This is a genomic window from Dolichospermum sp. UHCC 0260, from assembly GCF_009711985.1.
In the GTDB taxonomy this organism is placed as follows: Bacteria; Cyanobacteriota; Cyanobacteriia; order Cyanobacteriales; family Nostocaceae; genus Dolichospermum; species Dolichospermum lemmermannii.
In genome coordinates this window covers 34,072-54,471 of the sequence record NZ_VIKZ01000014.1, presented here as the reverse complement: position 1 = coordinate 54,471, position 20,400 = coordinate 34,072, and the positions used below count along the sequence as shown (strand labels likewise).

The following is a 20,400-nucleotide window of genomic DNA, read 5'->3' as shown; positions in this document are numbered from 1 at the left end:
TTTTTAATTGATAAATAGGAGAGTAAAGTGTTGGAAAATATTGGTAAAATCCCCTTCAACTATGAATGGCGCAATCGCTGGATAATCATCAAAGAATTTATCCAGAATCCACTTCAAGAACTTTGGTTTTTACGAGATAAATTTGAGGTATCTGAACTTTATACTAGGATAGCTAAACGAGAGTGTGATCTTCACGATCCCAATGTTCCCCAATGGCTCAACTTTGGCTATTGGCAAGAGGAAACGACTTATAACGGAGCCTGTGCTGCTTTAGCCCGGAAATTGGGAGAAATTGCCAAACTTAGCCCTGGAGACAAAGTTTTAGATGTCGGCTTCGGTTTTGCTGAACAAGATATACTCTGGGTGCGTGAAAACAATGTAGATGCAATTACTGGGATAAATACGACAGAAATACAAGTAGAAATTGCTCAAGAACGAGTAGCTAAGGCGGGATTATCTGAACGTATAAATCTTCAGGTGGGTTCGGCAACTAACATTCCTTGTGAGGACAATACTTTTGATAAAGTTACAGCTTTAGAATGTGCTTTTCATTTCAATACTCGTGAAGATTTTTTTGCGGAAGCATTTCGAGTTTTGCGCCCCGGTGGAAAGTTAGCATTAGCTGATTGTCTGCCAAGAGTAGGACGAAATATTGACTTTTGGCTGCGCGTCAATAGCAAGAAAATGTGTATTCCTTTTGTTAACCAATATGACCGCAATATTTATGTTGAAAAACTCAAAAAACATGGATTTGTAAATATCCAAGCTGTATCAATTAGTGAATATGTTTGGCCTGCTGCTGTGCGTTACTTTGCTGAGTCCAGTAAAGGCATTAGTAAACACGATTTAGTGATCAATCTCCAGCAAGATAATCCAGGTCTTGAGGCTTGGTCGAGAGATAGAGGTTGGTTTATGGCTTTTGATGATTATCTTTTATTTTCAGGGGAAAAACCGGATTAGATATTACCAGACAATCAAAAAATCGCGGACAAAAGCATGGCTCAAAATACAGATTATAAAAAATTAATAGCTACAACCCTCACAAAAATGGAGGCAATGCAGGCTCGCATTACTGAATTAGAAACTAGACAAAGTGAGCCGATTGCTGTTGTGGGAATGGGTTGTCGTTTCCCTGGAGGAATCAGTTCTCCTGAAGCTTATTGGAACTTTTGTCAAGCTGGACTTGATGCAATTGTAGAAGTTCCTCAAAGCCGTTGGGATATCTCAAAATTTTATGCTCCAGAGCCTACTCCTGGCAAAATGAACACTCGTTATGGGGGATTTTTACAACAGGATATTACAGAATTTGATGCCCGTTTCTTCTCCATATCTTCCCGCGAAGCAACTTCAATGGATCCTCAACACAGGTTATTACTTGAGGTGGCGTGGGAAGCGTTAGAAAACGCCAATTTACCACCAACTAATTTAGCAGGCGATCGCGTGGGTGTGTTTGTCGGTATCACTAGTGTTGACCACGCGATGACAGTCTACAAAAGCAAGTATGATGAAATTGATTCTTTTTTTGGTACAGGAAACTCCCTAAGTGCAGCAGCAGGTAGGTTATCTTATTTTCTCAACCTCCGCGGACCTTGTATGTCTATTGATGCAGCCTGTGCTTCTTCATTGGTTGCACTTCACCAAGCTATTCGCAGCTTGAGAAATCATGAGTGCGAAATAGCCTTAGTAGGTGGTGTCAATCTCATCTTAGATCCGGCAATTACGATTAACCTTTGTCAGTCGGGGATGATGTCTCCCGATGGTCGCTGCAAGACTTTTGATGCGGCTGCAAATGGATATGTGCGGGGCGAAGGATGCGGGGTTTTAGTTCTCAAACGCCTGTCTGTCGCTGAAAAAAATGGCGATCGCATTCTCGCATTACTACGGGGGTCTGCGGTCAATCATAACGGTGCAGCCGCCGGTTTAACAGTTCCCAGTGGCCCCGCCCAACAAGATTTACTTCGTCAAGCCTTAGCTGATGCTAGAGTCAAACCCCAGGAAGTCGGGTATGTAGAAGCACATGGTACGGGTACTTCTTTAGGCGACCCCATTGAGATGAACGCGATCGCGGCTGTGTATGGAGAGCGATCGCAACCTCTTTACGTCGGTTCAGTTAAGACTAATATCGGACATCTCGAAGCTGCCGCAGGGATAGCAGGCACAATCAAGACAATTCTCGCCCTCCAGCATGGTGAGATTCCGTCTCATCTCCACTTCCAAGAACCCAATCCCCTGATTAATTGGCAAGAATACCCGATCAAAATTCCTAGTCAAGCCATACCCTGGTCGAACAATGGCCAAGTCCGTATCGCTGGAGTCAGTTCCTTCGGTTTTTCTGGAACCAATGCTCACATAATTATTGAACAAGCACCTGCTGCCAACATACCAGAAATTAAACTGCAACGTCCCAGCCATCTGTTGACGATTTCTGCTCATAGCGAAACGGGTTTAAAAGAACTAGCACTACGTTTTCACACCCGCTTAGAGTCTCATCCAGAGATGGGAGATATTTGTCATAGTGCAGCAATTGGTAGGTCGTCTTTACCTGAACGTTTAGCGATCGTTGCAGATACATTGACAGAGTTGCAACAAAGATTAGCAGCTTTTGCTGAGGAAAAAAATATTGATCATGGGATTTTTCATCGACGTTTTACAGGAGAAAAATACCCTAAAATAGTCTTTCTTTTCACTGGTCAAGGAGCTTGTTATGCGGGTATGGGTAATCAACTTTACCAAACCCAACCGACATTTCGCCAATATATTGATCAATGTGCAGACATTTTAGGAAATTATTTAGAGTTTCCACTACAACAAATATTATTTGGCGATCGCACAGATTTACTCAATCAAACTGCATACGCTCAACCAGCTATATTTGCTCTAGAATATTCACTTGCCATGTTGTGGCAATCTTGGGGAATCAAACCTAGTTTACTAATTGGCCATAGCGTTGGTGAATATGTTGCAGCTTGTATTGCAGGAGTATTTAGTTTAGAAGCAGGTCTAGCATTAATTGTTAAACGTGGGCAATTAATGCAAACTGCACCTCTAGGAAAAATGGCTTCAGTTTTTGCAGATGAAGCTACGGTATCTGCTCTCATTCAAAACTATGGTAATACAGTTTCCATCGCGGCTATTAATCATCCTCAACAAATTGTGATTTCTGGGGAAAGTAATAGTATTGATGAGATTGTCGCCAACTGCAAAAGCCAAAAAATAGCCGTTCAATTACTATCTGTAAATGGGGCTTTTCATTCTCCATTAATGGAGTCAATCTTAGATGATTTTGAAATTGCTGCTCGTGAGGTTTCGTATCATCCTCCTCAAATTCTACTAGTTTCAGGAATTGATGGACAACCTTTAACAACTGCGCCTGATGCAAGTTACTGGAGACAACAAAGCCGTCAAGCAGTGCAGTATTTCCAGAGTCTAATTACGGCGTTAAACAAAGGATATAACCTATTTTTAGAAGTGGGTCCAAGACCAATACTAGCAGAACAAGGCCGTCGTTATAACGATGACGCTATATGGCTTAGTTCTCTCAATAGAGGCTTGGATAACTGGCAGACGATGCTATCAGCACTTGCCCAACTCTACATTAATGGAGTTAATTTTAACGCCGAAAAATTCAATAAAGATTATGGCTATAGAAATATCCAATTACCAAATTATCCTTTTCAAAGAAAACGTTTTCAATTTAAATCTACTGTTTTATCAGAATCAAGTTTGACCAAAGAAGTGCCTTTAGAAAGAGAGCTAATGGAGACTAATATGAATTTAGCAAAAGTTGCAAATATCAAAAAAAATCAGCAAGAAATCGGTAATAAATTAAAGTCTATCTTGGCTTTGCTACTTAAAGAAGATGAAAATGACATTAGAGATGATGAGACATTATTAAATCTGGGAGCAGATTCGATTATTTTGACCGACTTTGTTCGCAAAATTGAAGAAAAATTTGGCGTAAAAGTCAAGATAGATCAATTATTTACTGATTTACAAACAATTGACGAAATATCTATTTATCTATCTGATTATATTAAACAAAAACCATCAAATACATCTGATGAAACAGCAATAAATGATATTTTAACTAAAACCTCAGTTCAAGTATCTAATTCCGAGTCAGAATTAAATAATTATCTGTGGGTGATTTCCCAATTACAACCAATTGCTGTTGCTTATATCTTGAAAGCTTTAGAAGTATTAGGTAAAAGACTAAGTATAGCAGACACCTGGACAACAGAGGATTTATTACAAACCTTACCCATAGCCTCAAAATATCATATTTTAGTTAATCGTTATTTAAAAACTTTAGAGCAAACTGGAATTATTCAAAATCAAGGTAATGTATGGATAGTAAAAAGCCTACCTACGCCTTTTTCTTTACCAGAAGCTATAGAGAATCTGCAAACAATTTGTCCAGCAGCAAAACCTGAATTGGATATGCTACAACGTTGTGGAGAAAATTTAGCAGAAGTTCTCAAAGGAAATATAGATCCTTTAGAGTTAATTTTCCCAGCAGGTTCAGTTGTCCATGCAGAAAGTATATATGGCAATTCTCCTGTATCTCGTTTGATGAATCAACGAGTATCCCAAGCAATTAACTCTATTTTAAATAATTTTTCTAGTAGCGATCGCCCTTACCAAATTATTGAAGTGGGAGGTGGTACAGGTGCGACATCTGAAGCAATTGTTAATAATTTAAATCTCAATCATACAACTTATTTTTTCACTGAACTTTCTCCTGTTCTCCTCAATAAAGCACGGCAAAAATTTAAAAATAGGCATAAGTTTAACTTCAATCAATTAGATATTGAAAAATCACCCGTTTCTCAAGGGTTAACAGCGCATTCCTATCACATAGTTGTTGCTGCTAACGTGCTTCATAGTACCCGAAATATTACAGAAACACTCAATAATATTCGAGAACTACTAATACCTGGTGGTTACTTGGTATTACTAGAAACAGTAGAAAATAATTCATGGCTTGATTTAACTTTTGGACTCACACCCGGATGGTGGCGTTTTCAAGATAAAGAGTTACGTTTAGATACTCCATTGCTAAGTGGAGAAAGTTGGTGTGCTGCTTTAAAACGTTGTGGATTTGTCAATGCAGATATTTATTCTCAACAAAATAATATCAGCATCTACAATGGACAAGAGTTAATTATTGCTTCCAGTTCTCCTGAAAGTGCTATTGATCACCAATCAAAAACAGTAGCTGTATCAACACCAACCTCTGGCAAAGAAGCTTTGATGATGGCTCAATTGCAATCTTTGAAAGAACTCAAAGATATTCATGAAAAAACTATTATCAAGCAATTAGAAATACTGCAATCTGCACCTGTTGCACCAAGCAATACACCAGAAGTTTTGTTGATTCAAACAGAAACTGCGCCTACTCCTAAAACAAGCAAAACAGAAACCACACCCCCTACCCAAAAAATTAGTTCTCCAAATTTGAATCCACTAGCTTTAAAACTGACAGAGAGTAAATCTTTAACCGAACAACAGCAAGCTTTCATCCAAAAATTAGAGATTGTTTATAATCAAAGAACAGCAAAATCCAAGGCATATTCGCAAAACAGCCGGAAGACAATGGTTGATGTGAAACCTACTATTGACTTCCGTATGGCTTTAAAAGAATTTCAGTATCCCATCGTTTCAGAATCAGCCCAAGGTGCATATTTTCGTGATATCGATGGCAATGATTACATCGACTTAGCGATGGGGTTTGGAGTTAACTTTTTTGGGCATAGTCCTGATTTTGTGTTGACAGAAATTCAGCAACAAATGCAACACGGAATTGGTTTAGGAATGCAGTCTAATATTGCAGCAGAAACAGCTGCTTTAATTTGTGAAATGACAGGTGTAGAACGAGTCGCTTTTAGTAATACTGGTACAGAAGCGATTATGGCAGCAGTTCGTATTGCTCGTTCTCGGACAAAACGCCAAAAAATTGTGATTTTTGCTGGTTCTTATCACGGTACTTTTGATGGCATTTTAGCCCGCGCTGGCGAGGAAGTAGGAACAGCTGAACCATTGAGTCTTGGTACACCATCAGGAATGGTTGAAGATGTTATAGTTCTTACCTATGGAGCGGAAGAAAGTCTAGAAATAATTGCAGAGCAAGCTGATAATTTAGCAGCAGTTTTAGTAGAACCTGTGCAGAGCCGTAAACCAGATTTACAGCCTAAAGAATTTATCCAAAAATTACGTAAATTGACTCAACAAAAAGAAATTGCCCTAATTTTTGATGAGATTATTACTGGATTTCGCATTACTCCAGGAGGAGCGCAGGAATGGTTTGAGATTGAGGCAGATATAGTAGTTTATGGTAAGGCGATCGGTGGTGGTTTGCCTATCAGTATGATCTGCGGTAAAGCAGATTTCTTAGACACAGTTGATGGCGGTTTCTGGAGTTATGGAGATGATTCCCATCCGCAAACAGAATTAACTGCTTATGGTGGTACTTTCTGTCGTCATCCCTTAGCTTTGGCTGCTTGTCGGGCAGTGCTTTTACATTTACGTGAACAAGGCGCAACGCTTCAAGAAACAGTCAATCAATTAACTAATCGATTAGCTATTGAGGTTAATCAGTTCTTTCAAGAAACAGGAATTCCTATCCGCATTGTTCATTTTGGCTCTTTGTTTCGCTTTGAATCTTCTGGTGCTTATAGTATTTTCCTCAAACCTATCGAATTACCACTTTTTTACTACTTATTAAATCTCAAAGGTGTGTATACATGGGAAAAACGAGTTTGTTTTCTCTCAACTCGCCATACCAATGAGGATATAAATAAAGTAGTAGCTGCTGTCAAAGAAGCGATTATAGAACTGCGACAAGCAGGTTTTTTCGCAAATGCTAAACCACCACAAACAAAGAAAAGAGAAGCAAGCGATCGCACTGAAGATGAAGATGCTAGGAATAATTTAAATCAGCAATTTCCTACCAGTGAAGCGCAACGTCAGCTTTGGCTATTGGCAGAATTAGATACAACCGCTTCAGCATCATATAATGTGACTACTTCCTTAGAATTGCGTGGTGCTTTAGATATTTCATCTTTACAACAAGCGATTAATGAAGTAGTCAATCGCCACGAAGCGTTGCGAACCAAAATATTAGAACAAGGCGAACTACAGGAAGTAATCAGTAGTGTCACAATTGACTTACCGTTAATCAATTTGATGGATGAAGATAACCCAGAAGCAACTGCTTTAGTATTGAGAACTGAGTTATCGCAAAAGCCTTTTGACTTGGGTGTTGCTCCTTTATTTGCGGCTGTGCTGATGCGTTTAGCACCTGAACATTATCTGCTAACTTTAAAAACTCATCATATTGTTGCAGATGGTTGGTCACTAGGGCTAATTTTGAATGAACTCGGCAAACTTTATTCAGCAAAAATTGGTGTTGCTACAGAATCTTTATCGCCACCAATGCAGTTTCGCAAATATTTAGCTTTGCGACAGCAAGAAGCGCAAAGTCCACAAATGCAAGAACATCGTGATTTTTGGTTAAAAACTTATGAGGGAGAAATCCCCATATTTGAACTTCCTACAGACTTTCCTCGTCCTGCTGTCAAAACTTACACAGGCGGTAGAGAAAGTAAAATTATTGCTCCTCAACTATGGCAAAATTTACAGACTGTAGGACGCAAAAATCAAGCAACATTATTTATGACAATGTTTGCTGCTTACACATCTTTTTTGCGGCGCATTTCCGGTCATGATGATTTAGTAATTGGTATTCCCATTTCTGGACGACAAGTCGAAGGAAGCGAAAAATTAGTTGGCTTTTGTTCGCAATTTTTACCGATTCGTATCCAGACAGATGTCACTGCTTCTTTTGTTACACATCTTCGTCACACCAAAGAAACACTCATAGCCGCTTTTAAACACCAAACTCACGCCTTAGAAGAATTATTAGCAGCCTTACAATTACAACGAGATTTTTCGCGTTCTCCCCTGATTTCAGTCTCTTTCAATCTCGACCCTAAATTAACTTTACCTGAATTTGAAGGACTGAACGTATCGCTACCACCAGAGCCAATTGGTTACACTCCTTTCGATTTGGGCTTTAATTTCATCGAAGTCAATGACGCACTGATTATCTACTGCAACTACAATACAGAACTGTTTAAGCCGGAAACTATCAAACAGTTTCTAGAAAGTTTTGAAATTTTGATGCAGGGTGTAATTAAAGATGCCAATATTTTACTGTCTGAGTTGCATTTATTAACACAAGTGCAACAGGAAGAATTATTGGCAAAATTAACAGGTTCAACAATAGAATTACCCCAAAATTCTACAATCATTGATGACTTTATTGCTCAAGTTAAATCTACACCCGATGCACCTGCATTAATAGTTGAGGAAAAGACTCTTACCTATCGAGAATTGAATGAGAAGGTAAATCGTTTAACCAATTACTTACGTGAGAAATATAACCTTGGTGCGGGGAAGGCGATCGCACTCGCAATCGGACGCAATCAAAACTTAATTATCGCCATTCTGGCTACTTTTAAAACCGGGGCGATATATGTGCCGATAGACCCCCAATATCCTAGCAGTCGCATCGATTTTATTTTAAAAGATAGTGGCTGTCATCTCTGTCTTACCGAGAGTAATTTTATCTCCCAATTACCCCAAGAAATCGAAGCAATCTGCTTAGATAAAATCGACAATATTTTGACGGATTTTGACATAAATGAGCCTAATTTCCAACCAGACACTAACCAAATTGCTTATATTTTATACACTTCTGGCTCTACCGGAAACCCTAAAGGAGTCATGGGTCGTCACATTTCTATTTTGAATGTAATTCGGAGTTTACGACTGACATTTAACTTAAATAAACATCCTGAATGGCGTTATATCTTCACTGCACCTGTCACCCATGACCCATCTTTTCGTAATATTTTCCTACCTTTAACCATAGGTGCTGCTTTATATATGTACGAAGTACAGCATATAGGGCATTTAGTTTCATTTTTACAAGAAAACAAAATCAATGTACTGCACACAACACCATCTATTTACCGAGAAATTTTAGCTGTACTCGCACCCGAAGAAACTATCCCCACTTTAAAATATATCTCTTGCGGGGGAGAAAAATTAGACCGAGAAACTGCGATCGCTTTACGGAAACGCTTCCCTGCTGAAATTGTCAGCAATGTCTACGGTTCTACAGAAACTTGTGTAGGAGTATCTCAATATACAATAGACGACAACTTAAATACAGACGTACCTCTTGGTCAGGTTTTCCATAACAATCGATTATTTGTCTTAGATGAATTCAATCACCCCGTACCTCTGCACGTAATCGGTGAAATTTGCGTAGAAGGTGCAGCATTAGCAGTTGGTTATCGTAATCTTCCTGAAATTACCAGAGAAAAATTTCAACCCAACTTTTTAAATTCAGAAAAAATTCTCTTTAGAACGGGAGATTTAGGTAAACAAATTGCTCCAGGTGTGATTGAATTTATAGGGCGAAAAGATAATCAAGTTAAGGTCAATGGCTATCGTGTAGATCCAGGAGAAATTGAATACCAAATTAGCCGCTATGCCGAGATTGAGAAAGCAATTGTCTTACCTATAGAGGTAAATAACCAAATTCAATTATCTGCTTATTGTCAAACTGATAAAGATATAAAATTTTCTGAAATCAGAGAATTTTTAGCTAAATATTTGCCAGTTTACATGATTCCTAGTTCCTTTATCTTCTTAAAGCAATTTCCCTTAACTAAACATGGCAAATTTGACTTGCGATCGCTCATCGCTCTCAAGCCAACAGATCAATTAACACAAGTCTCTTATACTGCACCGCGTAATACTTTAGAATCAAAGCTAGTCCATATTTGGGAAAAAATTCTCACTAAACATCCCATTGGAATTTTTGATAACTTTTTTGAAATCGGCGGACACTCTCTGCTCCTTTCTAGAGTAGTCACTCACGTCCATAAAGAATTAAATGTATTAGTTAAATTAGCTGATTTCTTCAAAGTTCCCACAATTCTTGGATTAGCAGCTTTAATATCTAAAGCTCAATCTAACTATCAAGAACCCATACCAGCGATAACTCCACAAGCATCTTATCCCATGTCTCATGGACAACGCCGTCTCTGGGCTTTAGAATTCCTTGATCATAACCATTATGCTTACGGAATGCCCAGTGCTTATCAATTCAATGGTGATTTAAATATTTCTGCCTTTGAAAATGCTTTTAAAAAATTGATAGAACGCCATGAAATTTTACGCACTACGTTTACTTTAATCAATAACGAACCTCGTCAAATAGTAAACGAACAGGTAGATTTTGCAGTCAATCAAATAGACTTAGTAGATGATGAAAACCAAGCAGCAAAAATTGCTGAAGCTATTCGTAACAATGCCAAAACTACTTTTGATTTAGAATCCGGTCTTCTACTCAAGATTAATGTACTAAAGCTGAGTCAACAGAGTAATATAGTCCTATTCAATATGCACCATATCATTTCAGATGGTTGGTCAGCAGGCGTTTTAATTAAAGATTTTACTGCACATTATCATGCCTATGGAAAAGAGAATGTAGAATTACCCCCACCTCTAAGAATTCATTATAAAGACTACACTTCCTGGCAAAATCAGCAACTCCAAACACCAAAATTGCAAGCACAAAGGGATTACTGGTTACCTAAACTGATTCCTGCTCCAGCACCGCTTGATTTACCTTTAGATTATACTCGACCAGCCGTACAAAGTTTTTCTGGTTCTGTGGTTATCTGGAAGCCAAATCAAGAATTCATCAAGGATTTTGAGTTATTAACTAAGACTCAAGAAGCTAGTTTATTTATGGGCTTACTAACATTAGTCAAAGGTTTTCTGTTTCGCTATACCGAGCAGAATGAAATTACAGTAGGCTCTCCCATTGCTGGAAGAAATCATCCCGATTTAGAAGAACAAATAGGTTTTTATGTTAATACTTTAGTCTTGCGCGATCAAATAACAGTAGACGATAGCTTTGCTACTTTACTGGCAAAAGTGAAAACAACCACAATAGAGGCATATGATAACCAAGAATATCCTTTTGATAAACTAGTATCAGATTTAAATTTTAAACGCGATCCTAGCCGTAACCCTTTATTTGATGTTGTAGTTGTTCTGCAAAATAATCAAAATGTAGACCTAGCAATAGATGGAATTGCTGTTAATACCCTTGAGCAGGAACTTGTTACTGCTAAATTTGATCTAGAGTTCATTTTTGTGGACGAAGCGGAATTATATTTGAAGTTAATCTACAACACAGATATATTCGCTAACGAACGTATTTCATTGATGATAAAGTTGTTAGAAACTCTTCTAGAAGAAGTAGTCAAATCTCCTGACACACCATTATTACATCTGTGCGATCACACAGATAAAGCCTGTCAAGAAGATAACAGTCTTTTCGCCACAAATTTTAATTTTTAGTAATTTATACAAATAAAGAATTGCAAATTTGGAGAAAAACTATGAATAAAAAACTACCCGTGCTGGGAATTTTAGGCGGAATGGGGCCTGTAGTTACTATTGAATTTCTCAAAACTATTTATGAATACAACCAGTATATAGACAACGAACAAGAAGCACCCAACGTTATCGTTTTCTCACTTCCTGCTGCACCAGATCGCACGACTTCAGTGCATAGCGGAAATGAAAGAGAATTCATTGATTTTGTGCAAATACATTTAGAAAAACTGAATCAATTAGTAGACCGCATAGTGATTGGTTGTTGTACTGCTCATTATGCTTTGGCTCATCTACCAGAGCATCAGACTAATAAAGTAATCTCTTTAATTAAAATTGCTGATCAACAACTACAAGCACATGATGAACCTGCACTTTTACTTGCAGGTTCAGGTACTTACAAGAAAAAATTGTTTGAGCAAGGTTGTACTGCTGCAAATATGATTATTTCTCCAGATGAAAAAGATTATCACTTGATTCATGAGATGATTTTTAAAGTATTAAAACGAGGACAAAACCCCCTAATAATTCTTGAAGATGTTCAAAAACTGTTAGATAAATACAATACTCGTTCCTTTATTTCTGGTTGTACAGAATTTCATATTCTCGCCAAACATCTCAAGTTTAATAGAATTGATTCTATTCAAGCAATTGACCCTTTAACTACTATAGCTGAAACCTTTTTTCAGTTATTAGATTCATCCTCATCTAATTCTCTTTTGCTGACAAAAACAATGAAATTATCTCAGCAATTTCATTCATAAAATCTTGAGTCTAAAGCATCTTTGTATCAAACAAATTAAGGTTAATTAACATGACAATTATTTACCCCCCCCAAAATTTCCCAAGCAAGACTAAAAATCATAAAGTTCTTTTAATTGGTAAAATGTATGATGAGATAGGTGAAAAACTGCTCGCAGAATACACTAATGTCGAGATTATCAAAGAACCAAAGCAGCATCAAATCCATGAAGCTATTCAAGATGTATCTGGCGTATTTGTCCGTTATCCTACTAAATTAGATGCCCAAGCAATTGGATTGGCAAAAAATTTAAAAGTTATTAGTACTTCTGGATTTGGAACTGATGCAATTGATATTGCTGCTGCAACAAAACGGGGAATTGTGGTAGTTAATAATCCTGGCTTGTCAACAACGGCTGTGACAGAACACACACTTTCCATGATTTTAGCACTTGCTAAAAAACTAACTTTTCTCAATCAATGTGTCAAAGCAGGAAACTACTTAATTCGTAATCAGGTACAACCCATTCAATTAGAAGGAAAAACTCTTGGTATTGTTGGTTTGGGAAGGATTGGTAGTGCTGTTGCGAAAATTTGTAGTACAGCATTGCAGATGCGAGTTTTAGCATACGATCCTTATGTTCCAAGCGGTAAAGCAGATGCCGTCAGAGCAACTTTAGTACAAGATTTAGACTACCTACTTACTGAATCTGACTTTGTATCTTTGCATCCTGAGCTAACTGATGAGACTTGTGAAATGTTCGATCTAGAAGCTTTTAAGAAAATGAAGCCTTCTGCTTTTCTAATCAATACATCTCGTGGAAAGGTAGTTCGCCAACCAGATTTAGTTACAGCTATACGCGAAAAATTAATAGCAGGAGCTGCAATCGATGTGTTTGAGCCAGAACCTCCAGCTATTAATAATCCTTTATATGAGTTTGACAATGTAATTTTCTCACCTCATCTAGCTGGAGTTACACCTGAAGCTGGTATGGCTGCTGCACTTTCCGCAGCTAACCAAATATTGCAAGTGCTTCAGGGCGAGAAGCCACCTTACATCATCAATCCTAAAGTTTGGAATTCATAATTTTTTAGGTTCTTCGGTACTTTTTATGGAGAACCTAGTTCAGAATCCTTGAAAACCTTATTGTGTCGGCATTTCATTCAAAATATGGGCATTATAGTTTATAACCCTTGTCCCGTAACCCCGTAAGGGTTTTGTGATAATCAATCCTCAACCACCATAAAACAAACGCAAGAGCCATAAATATCAATATTAATAATGTATTTTTCTTATTTGATAGCTATACCTTATGAAATATAAAACAAAGTTTCATAATAATTTATAATAGTAAAATATTATTTTTGCAAGATGTATAATATGCAAAATCAAGTTATTTATAATCAAGCTTCAAAAAATACTGCTTTCCTTGCTAATTTTACTCAGTTTTGGGTGGCTGTAAAAGCGATCGCCGCCCCTTACTGGTTTCCAACAGAGCCAGGTGTAAGAGCATTTTCAGATGTGATTCAGGCATGGGGAATGCTTGTTCTCCTCATTTTATTAATAATTGGGCTTGTGGGCATAACTGCCTTTAATAGCTTTGTTGATCGCTATTTAGTCGATGTTATTGTTCAAGATAAAGATATTTCTAAATTTGTTAAGACGTTAGCACTTTACGCCTTTGGGCTGCTCTTAATCACCCTCTTAACAGGATTTTCTAAATTTGTCAGAAAAAAAATTGCCCTTGATTGGTATCAATGGCTCAACAAGCAGATTTTAGAAAAATATTTTAGCAATCGTGCCTATTATAAAATCAATTTTAGCTCCGATATCGATAACCCAGACCAACGTCTATCTCAAGAAATCGAACCTATTGCCAGGACTGCTCTAAATTTTTCTGCTACTTTGTTGGAAAAAGTCCTGGAAATGACAACTTTTTTAATAATTCTTTGGTCAATTTCCAAACTAGTAGTAGCAATTCTACTTACTTATACTATTATAGGTAATCTGATTGCTGCTTATATGAGTCAAGAATTAGATAAGATTACGCAAGAGGAACTTGAATCTAAAGCAAGCTACAACTACAGCCTAACTCATGTTCGGAATCATGCTGAATCTATAGCTTTTTTCCAAGGAGAAAGCCAAGAATTAAATATAATTGACCGCAGATTTAATACTCTCTTGAAAAATTCTGAAAGTAAAATTAATTGGGAAAAAAATAAAGACATTTTTAATAGAGGATATCGATCTGTAATCCAATTGTTTCCGTTTTTAATATTTGCACCTGCCTATATTCGAGGTGAAATTGATTTTGGACAAGTTAACCAAGCAGTTATAGCTTGCAGTATGTTTGCTAATGGTCTGGCAACATTAATTGATGAATTTGGAACTTCTGGAAGATTTTCCAGTTATGTTGAGCGTTTAGCTTATTTCTCGGATGCTTTAGAAGTTGTTACCAAACAACCTGAGAATGTCAGCACTATTAAAACCATAGAAGAAAATCGTCTGGCTTTTGAGGATGTTACCTTACAAACGCCTAACTATGAGCAGGTAATCGTTGAAGACTTATCATTGTCTGTTCAACCGGGAGAAGGTTTATTGATTGTCGGCCCTAGTGGTCGCGGTAAAAGTTCACTATTGCGCGCGATCGCCGGTTTGTGGAATGCAGGAACTGGCCGTTTAGTGCGACCTTCTCTAAAAGACCTGTTGTTTTTACCCCAACGTCCTTACATTATTTTAGGAACTTTGCGCGAACAGTTGCTTTATCCTAATAGAAATCGTCAGATGACCGATGCAGAACTCAAAGAACTATTGCAAAAAGTGAACCTGCAAAACTTGCTCAGTCGAATTGATAGTTTTGATACTGAGCTGCCTTGGGAAAACATATTATCACTAGGAGAACAACAACGCCTGGCTTTTGCACGCCTATTAGTGACTCATCCTAGCTTTACTATCTTAGACGAAGCGACCAGTGCTTTGGATTTGAAGAATGAAGAGAATTTATATCAACAGTTACAAGAGACGAAAACAACATTTATTAGTGTTGGACATAGAGAAAGTCTATTTGATTATCATCAATGGGTTCTGGAACTTTCACAAAATTCTAGTTGGCAACTTCTGACTGTCAAAGATTATCGAAATAAAAAAAATAGTTCATAATTGAATTTTTTTGCTGCTTTTATCATGTAGCAATTATATATCCGATTACCCCCGCTTAGGCTAAAATTGTTTAGAATAAAAATCTATTTTTTCTGCATTAAATATTATGGCTAATCCCAAATCTGACAAAGGCTTTGTCTACCAAGAATTTGGTAACGGTAGTTTACCCGCACTGGAACGCGCTGTAGAACGGGGAATCCAAGACTTACCCCCCAATCAGCAAAATGTAAGAATCCAAGCCACTCGCGCGGGACGGAAGGGGAAAACTGTAACGGTTATTACTGGGTTTCAAACCAAACCTGAAACCTTAGCTACTTTATTAAAACAGTTAAAAGCCCAATGCGGTACAGGTGGAACTCTGAAAGACAACGAAATTGAAGTTCAGGGAGAACACAAACAGAAGATTTTAGAGATTTTGGTAAAATTGGGTTACAAAGCTAAAATCAGCGGTGGTTAAAATTATATTTTGGGTATTGTTCACGCAGTGTGGATAATTGCGAAGAAGTAATGATGTCAGAGAGGTAGATAAAACTGGACTATCTCTCTATCTCTTTCCCTAATTTTCAGCCCTTTAAAGAAAAATCAGGACATGAAAATCAAGTATCCTATTAATTTTCACAAAGGTCTAACATTCCTTATCATTTTAGGACTCATGGTTTTATACCATAATTTTACTATTGGAGCTTGGGTTTATCTTTCCCTGCATGGTACTTATGGTTTTCTTTGGTTACTAAAAGATCGCATATTTCCAGATAAGCAATGGGAGCAAGAAATTCCCACTTCTCAAGGAATTCTTACCTTTGTTCTCCTTTGTTTGTACTGGGTAGCACCATTCATTCTCATTAGTAGTGGTACTGTTCCTCCTTTACCATTAGTCGCTGTTGCTATTTCTTTGAATATTGCGGGAGTGTTTTTACATTTTGCTAGTGATGCTCAAAAATACTATACACTCAAGTACAAAACTGGATTAATTACAGAAGGTTTTTTTGCTAAATGTCGTAATCCTAATTATTTAGGAGAAGTGTTGATTTATTTGGCTTTTTCTCTATTAACTCAACATTGGCTACCTTTCGTGATTCAGGGGTTATTTATAGCCATGATATTTGTTCCCAATATGCGGAAAAAAGATCAATCTTTATCTCGATATCCTGAGTTTGCGGAATACAAAGAAAATTCTGGCTTGTTCTTCCCTAAGTTGTTTAATTCCAGAAGTTCCCAGAAAGAAGAAACTACTGCATAACGTCAATAATTTCGCTCACGACTAAACACACAACCAGATCATATTAGGTTTACAAAGAAGAGAATTATGAACTACAAAGCTATCATTTTATCGGCAATTTTGGGAATTTCTACCCCTGCAATTATTGATATGGCTATTCCTAGTCAAGCAATGGCTGTACAAAAGTTTAATTATCCAGCCGGTGAATTTAGTGATAAAGAGTGGAAAGTGACTTTATCTTTTGACAATAATGTTTATTACTATAATGGCGAAAATCTCAAGAGTAATAATAACATTAACTTATCTGGTGCTGTTGCTTCCGGTACTAAACAACGTCAAGTTTATACTTGGAATAATAATGGCATGAAATACCAAGTTATCTGGAAACCAAGTGATCCGAATTTTATTCGTGTTCAAGTAACTCAACCTAATGGTAAATTGATTTTGAATCGGTTACTTAAAGCTGTTAAAAAGTAGAGATTTTTGATTACAGCAGTTTTCAGCGATTTAAACCACACTCTGATTACTTTCTTCCTTTGCGCCTTTCCTACTTTGCGCCTCTGCGCGAAACAAAAACTGTAGTTCATTGATCTGAAAATCGCTGTAAATATTACCCGAATTTAACAATTGTTGTAGAGACGTTATATGAAACGTCTCTACATTATTTGCTTATTCAGCCCAAGCGATTAACCTGGGTTCATAAGGACTAGAGAGGTATTGATTTCGAGGTAAGACACGCAAAGATAAACCTTGCAAACCAGAAGTGGTGTAAGTGATATTTGCGGTATAAACACTTGAATTATCTGGATCTTGTCCTTGGTAATCCATTACCACAGGTACAGCATTGACAATATCACCATTGGCATCAATAGAACCTTGATATAGCTCTACTTGCACATCATCATTACTCAAAGTTGCTAAATCTACCTTAGCTTTGACCGCTACAGTTTGATTAACTTCAATGTCTGATGCTGCGGATACGTCAATATCCTTGATTTTGATACTAAACCAGTGTTCACCTAATTTTGCTCTCCAAGCCGCTAATTCCTTAGCGGGAGCATAATTATCAACGGTGAGGGTATGATAGCGATCGCTCGCCGGGAAATAGGCTCTCATTGCATATTCTCTCACCATCCGGGCTGTATTAAAGAAAGGACAATTCAACCGAATCGCATCTTTCATTTTTGCTACCCAAGGACGAGGCAAACCATCACCATCACGATGATCATAGAATAGGGGAATAACTTCCTTCTCTAACAACTCATAGAGAGCGTTAGCTTCTATCTCATCTTGATAATTAGGATCATCATAGTTTTCACCATGTCCTATCGCCCAACCGGTGCGAACATAGTCCGCTTCATCCCACCAACCATCAAGAACACTCAAATTGGGTAAGCCATTCATAGCGGCTTTCATACCACTTGTCCCCGAAGCTTCTCTAGGACGACGGGGAGTATTTAACCAGATATCACAACCTGCTACCATTAAGCGGGCGATGTGAATATCGTAGTTAGGCACAAACACCACTTGTTTTTCTAAATGGTGTTCGCGGATAAAGTGGTTAATATCCCGAATTAATTCCTTACCAGGGATATCTTTGGGGTGGGCTTTCCCCGCAATCACAAACTGCACTTTGCGGTGTTTGTTAGCGAGTAAAATCCGCTTAATTCGTTCCAAATCACGCATCCATAAAGTAGCGCGTTTATAGGTAGCAAAGCGACGGGCAAAGCCAATAGTGAAAACGTTAGGATCAAGCACTTCCTGGGCTTGGGCAATATCCGAAGCAGAAGCACCGCGATCGCGCAAATGTTTAACTAAATGTTCTCGAACATACAATACCATATCCAAACGGCAGCGTTCGTGATTCCGCCATAACTCTTCATCAGGAATTGCATCCATGCGTTCCCACAATTGGTTATCCGGTGGTGCTGATGACCAATTTGGACCAAGATAGCGATCGTATAACTCTTGCGTAGATTTACTTACACAACTGCGGGCATGGACACCGTTAGTAATAGCGGCAATTGGTACGTCTTCCACAGGAACTTTTTGCCACAAACCTTGGAACATTTGCCGGGAAACAACACCGTGCAATTGTGCCACACCATTGGAGAACGTCGCCATTTTCAGGGCTAATACCGCCATACTGAAGGGACTGGACAAATCACCAGTATTTTCTCGTCCCAAGCCTAAAAACTGCTCTTTCGGTAAACCAAAGATATCTGCATAGTAACCCAGATAATGCAATATCTTGTCGGGGGCAAATAAGTCAATCCCTGCGGGGACTGGAGTATGGGTAGTGAAGATATTACTAGAAGATACTACCTGTCTAGCTTCTCTGTAATTCAGTCCTTTTTCCTGAATAAGAGTGCGGATGCGTTCTAAAGCAGAGAAGGCCGCATGACCTTCATTCATGTGGTAAGCAGTGACTTCATACCCCAAGGCTTTCAGCATTTGCACACCACCTATGCCCAGCATAATTTCTTGGTGGATACGCATATCTATATCACCACCATACAACTGATCGGTGATATCGTGGTCATAAGCCTTGTTAGGCTCAATATTAGTATCGAGCATATACAGGGCTACTGTCCCTACCTGGACACGCCACACCCGCGCATATACCTTGCGTCCAGGATAATCTACCGCAATCCGTAGTTCTGTACCATCGGGATTCCGTTCCAAATGCAAGGGCATATTATAGAAATCATTGATGAGGTAGCGTTCTTGCTGCCAACCATCAGCATTAAGATACTGGGCAAAGTAGCCTTGTTGATATAATAAGCCCACACCCACCAAAGGTAATCCTAAATCACTCGCAGATTTAAGGTGATCTCCTGCGAGTACACCCAAACCACCTGAATATACAGGTAAGCAATCTACTAACCCAAATTCAGCAGAAAAATAGGCGTAACATTCCTTCTGATGCTGATTTCTTTGTTTTTTATACCAAGTGTATTCCTGCAAATAATCTTCTAACTGCCGCGCTGCTCTGTCTACTTGCGCTAAAAAGCCTTCATCTTCAACAACTTCTAATAGTCGGCTTTGACTAATAGTTCCCAGCATCAATACTGGATTATGGTGGGTAGATTCCCATAAATCAGGATCTAAACGACGAAATAGGTCTTTGCTCTCTACATTCCAATCAAAATGGAGATTATACGCCAGTTTTCGTAAAGGTTCTAGTCTGGACGGTAGTGAAGGAGAAACGTTAAAGGTGCGAATTGGCTGCATAATATACTAAATAACTTACTAAACAATACCCCGATAACTGCCATAAAGTTATTGTTGACTGTTTTTACCTAATCTTGCCAACTCTTTATACTCTGTTTATGATGTTTTCATGACTTTGTTAAGAATTGAAAACTTTTTGATTTTTTCCGGCGATAATAGGTATTTGGGGGTTGACAATTGATTTTAAATTTGTTATCATGATTTTGATAAGGAAGAACTATCTTAAAATCATATTCTAAAAAATCCCGCAAGGTGTAAGATAAACTTTTCTGCCTTAACCATATATTGCGTTGCTTTGCCCAACATAGGAATCTGCGTCCTAATTCCCGCGCCAAAGGTACAAGATATAGGTAAGATAAATTAGTTGCTATTTACCAAACCCCTGGGAGTTAGTTCTATGTTGAGTTTAAAAATCGCTGTTTATATTGTGGTCGGCTTCTTTGTCAGCCTTTTCATATTCGGGTTTTTGTCCAATGACCCAGCCCGCAACCCTGGTCGTCGGGACGCAGAATAAATATCCAACAAATCACCCCTAGTGGCTGGAAGGTAGAAACAGGTTAATATG

At 38.1% G+C, this 20,400-nt stretch carries 10 protein-coding genes; 9 read left to right on the top strand and 1 reads right to left on the bottom strand.

Translation table 11 applies throughout. The annotated features are described in order from the left end of the window. Positions 1–27: 27 nt before the first annotated feature. The 8 genes from FJR08_RS07880 (at position 28) to FJR08_RS07845 (ending at position 17,078) form a co-directional block, all read left to right on the top strand. A complete protein-coding gene (locus tag FJR08_RS07880) occupies positions 28–960 on the top strand; it encodes a cyclopropane-fatty-acyl-phospholipid synthase family protein (protein WP_015078936.1) in 933 nt (310 codons plus the stop codon). A gap of 36 nt (positions 961–996) precedes the next feature. Then, positions 997–11,445, top strand: a complete 10,449-nt coding sequence (locus tag FJR08_RS07875; RefSeq protein WP_168632781.1) for a non-ribosomal peptide synthetase/type I polyketide synthase — start codon at positions 997–999, stop codon at positions 11,443–11,445. Between the two features lie 41 nt (positions 11,446–11,486). Continuing rightward, on the top strand, positions 11,487–12,245 hold the full coding sequence (locus tag FJR08_RS07870) for an aspartate/glutamate racemase family protein (protein ID WP_168632780.1): 759 nt from the start codon (positions 11,487–11,489) through the stop codon (positions 12,243–12,245). Positions 12,246–12,295: 50 nt separating this feature from the next. Then, positions 12,296–13,309, top strand: a complete 1,014-nt coding sequence (locus tag FJR08_RS07865; protein WP_168632779.1) for a hydroxyacid dehydrogenase — start codon at positions 12,296–12,298, stop codon at positions 13,307–13,309. A 294-nt stretch (positions 13,310–13,603) separates the two neighbouring features. Continuing rightward, positions 13,604–15,382 (top strand): ABC transporter ATP-binding protein/permease, encoded by a 1,779-nt coding sequence (locus FJR08_RS07860; protein ID WP_168632778.1) that lies wholly within the window; start codon positions 13,604–13,606, stop codon positions 15,380–15,382. Between the two features lie 106 nt (positions 15,383–15,488). Then, entirely contained in the window at positions 15,489–15,839 is a 351-nt protein-coding gene (locus FJR08_RS07855) for a translation initiation factor (RefSeq protein WP_168632777.1), read from the top strand. A gap of 132 nt (positions 15,840–15,971) precedes the next feature. Then, on the top strand, positions 15,972–16,622 hold the full coding sequence (locus FJR08_RS07850; protein ID WP_168632776.1) for an isoprenylcysteine carboxylmethyltransferase family protein: 651 nt from the start codon (positions 15,972–15,974) through the stop codon (positions 16,620–16,622). Positions 16,623–16,688: 66 nt separating this feature from the next. Then, complete coding sequence (locus FJR08_RS07845) at positions 16,689–17,078, top strand: hypothetical protein (protein WP_168632775.1); 390 nt, start codon at positions 16,689–16,691, stop codon at positions 17,076–17,078. Between the two features lie 192 nt (positions 17,079–17,270). Here FJR08_RS07845 and glgP read toward each other — a convergent pair whose 3' ends face one another. Continuing rightward, positions 17,271–19,835, bottom strand: coding sequence for an alpha-glucan family phosphorylase (gene glgP, locus FJR08_RS07840; RefSeq protein WP_168632774.1), 2,565 nt, complete (start codon positions 19,833–19,835; stop codon positions 17,271–17,273). A 397-nt stretch (positions 19,836–20,232) separates the two neighbouring features. Between glgP and FJR08_RS07835 the strand changes: the two genes are divergently transcribed. Next, positions 20,233–20,349 (top strand): photosystem II reaction center protein I, encoded by a 117-nt coding sequence (locus FJR08_RS07835; RefSeq protein WP_083881405.1) that lies wholly within the window; start codon positions 20,233–20,235, stop codon positions 20,347–20,349. The last annotated feature ends 51 nt before the right edge of the window (positions 20,350–20,400 follow it).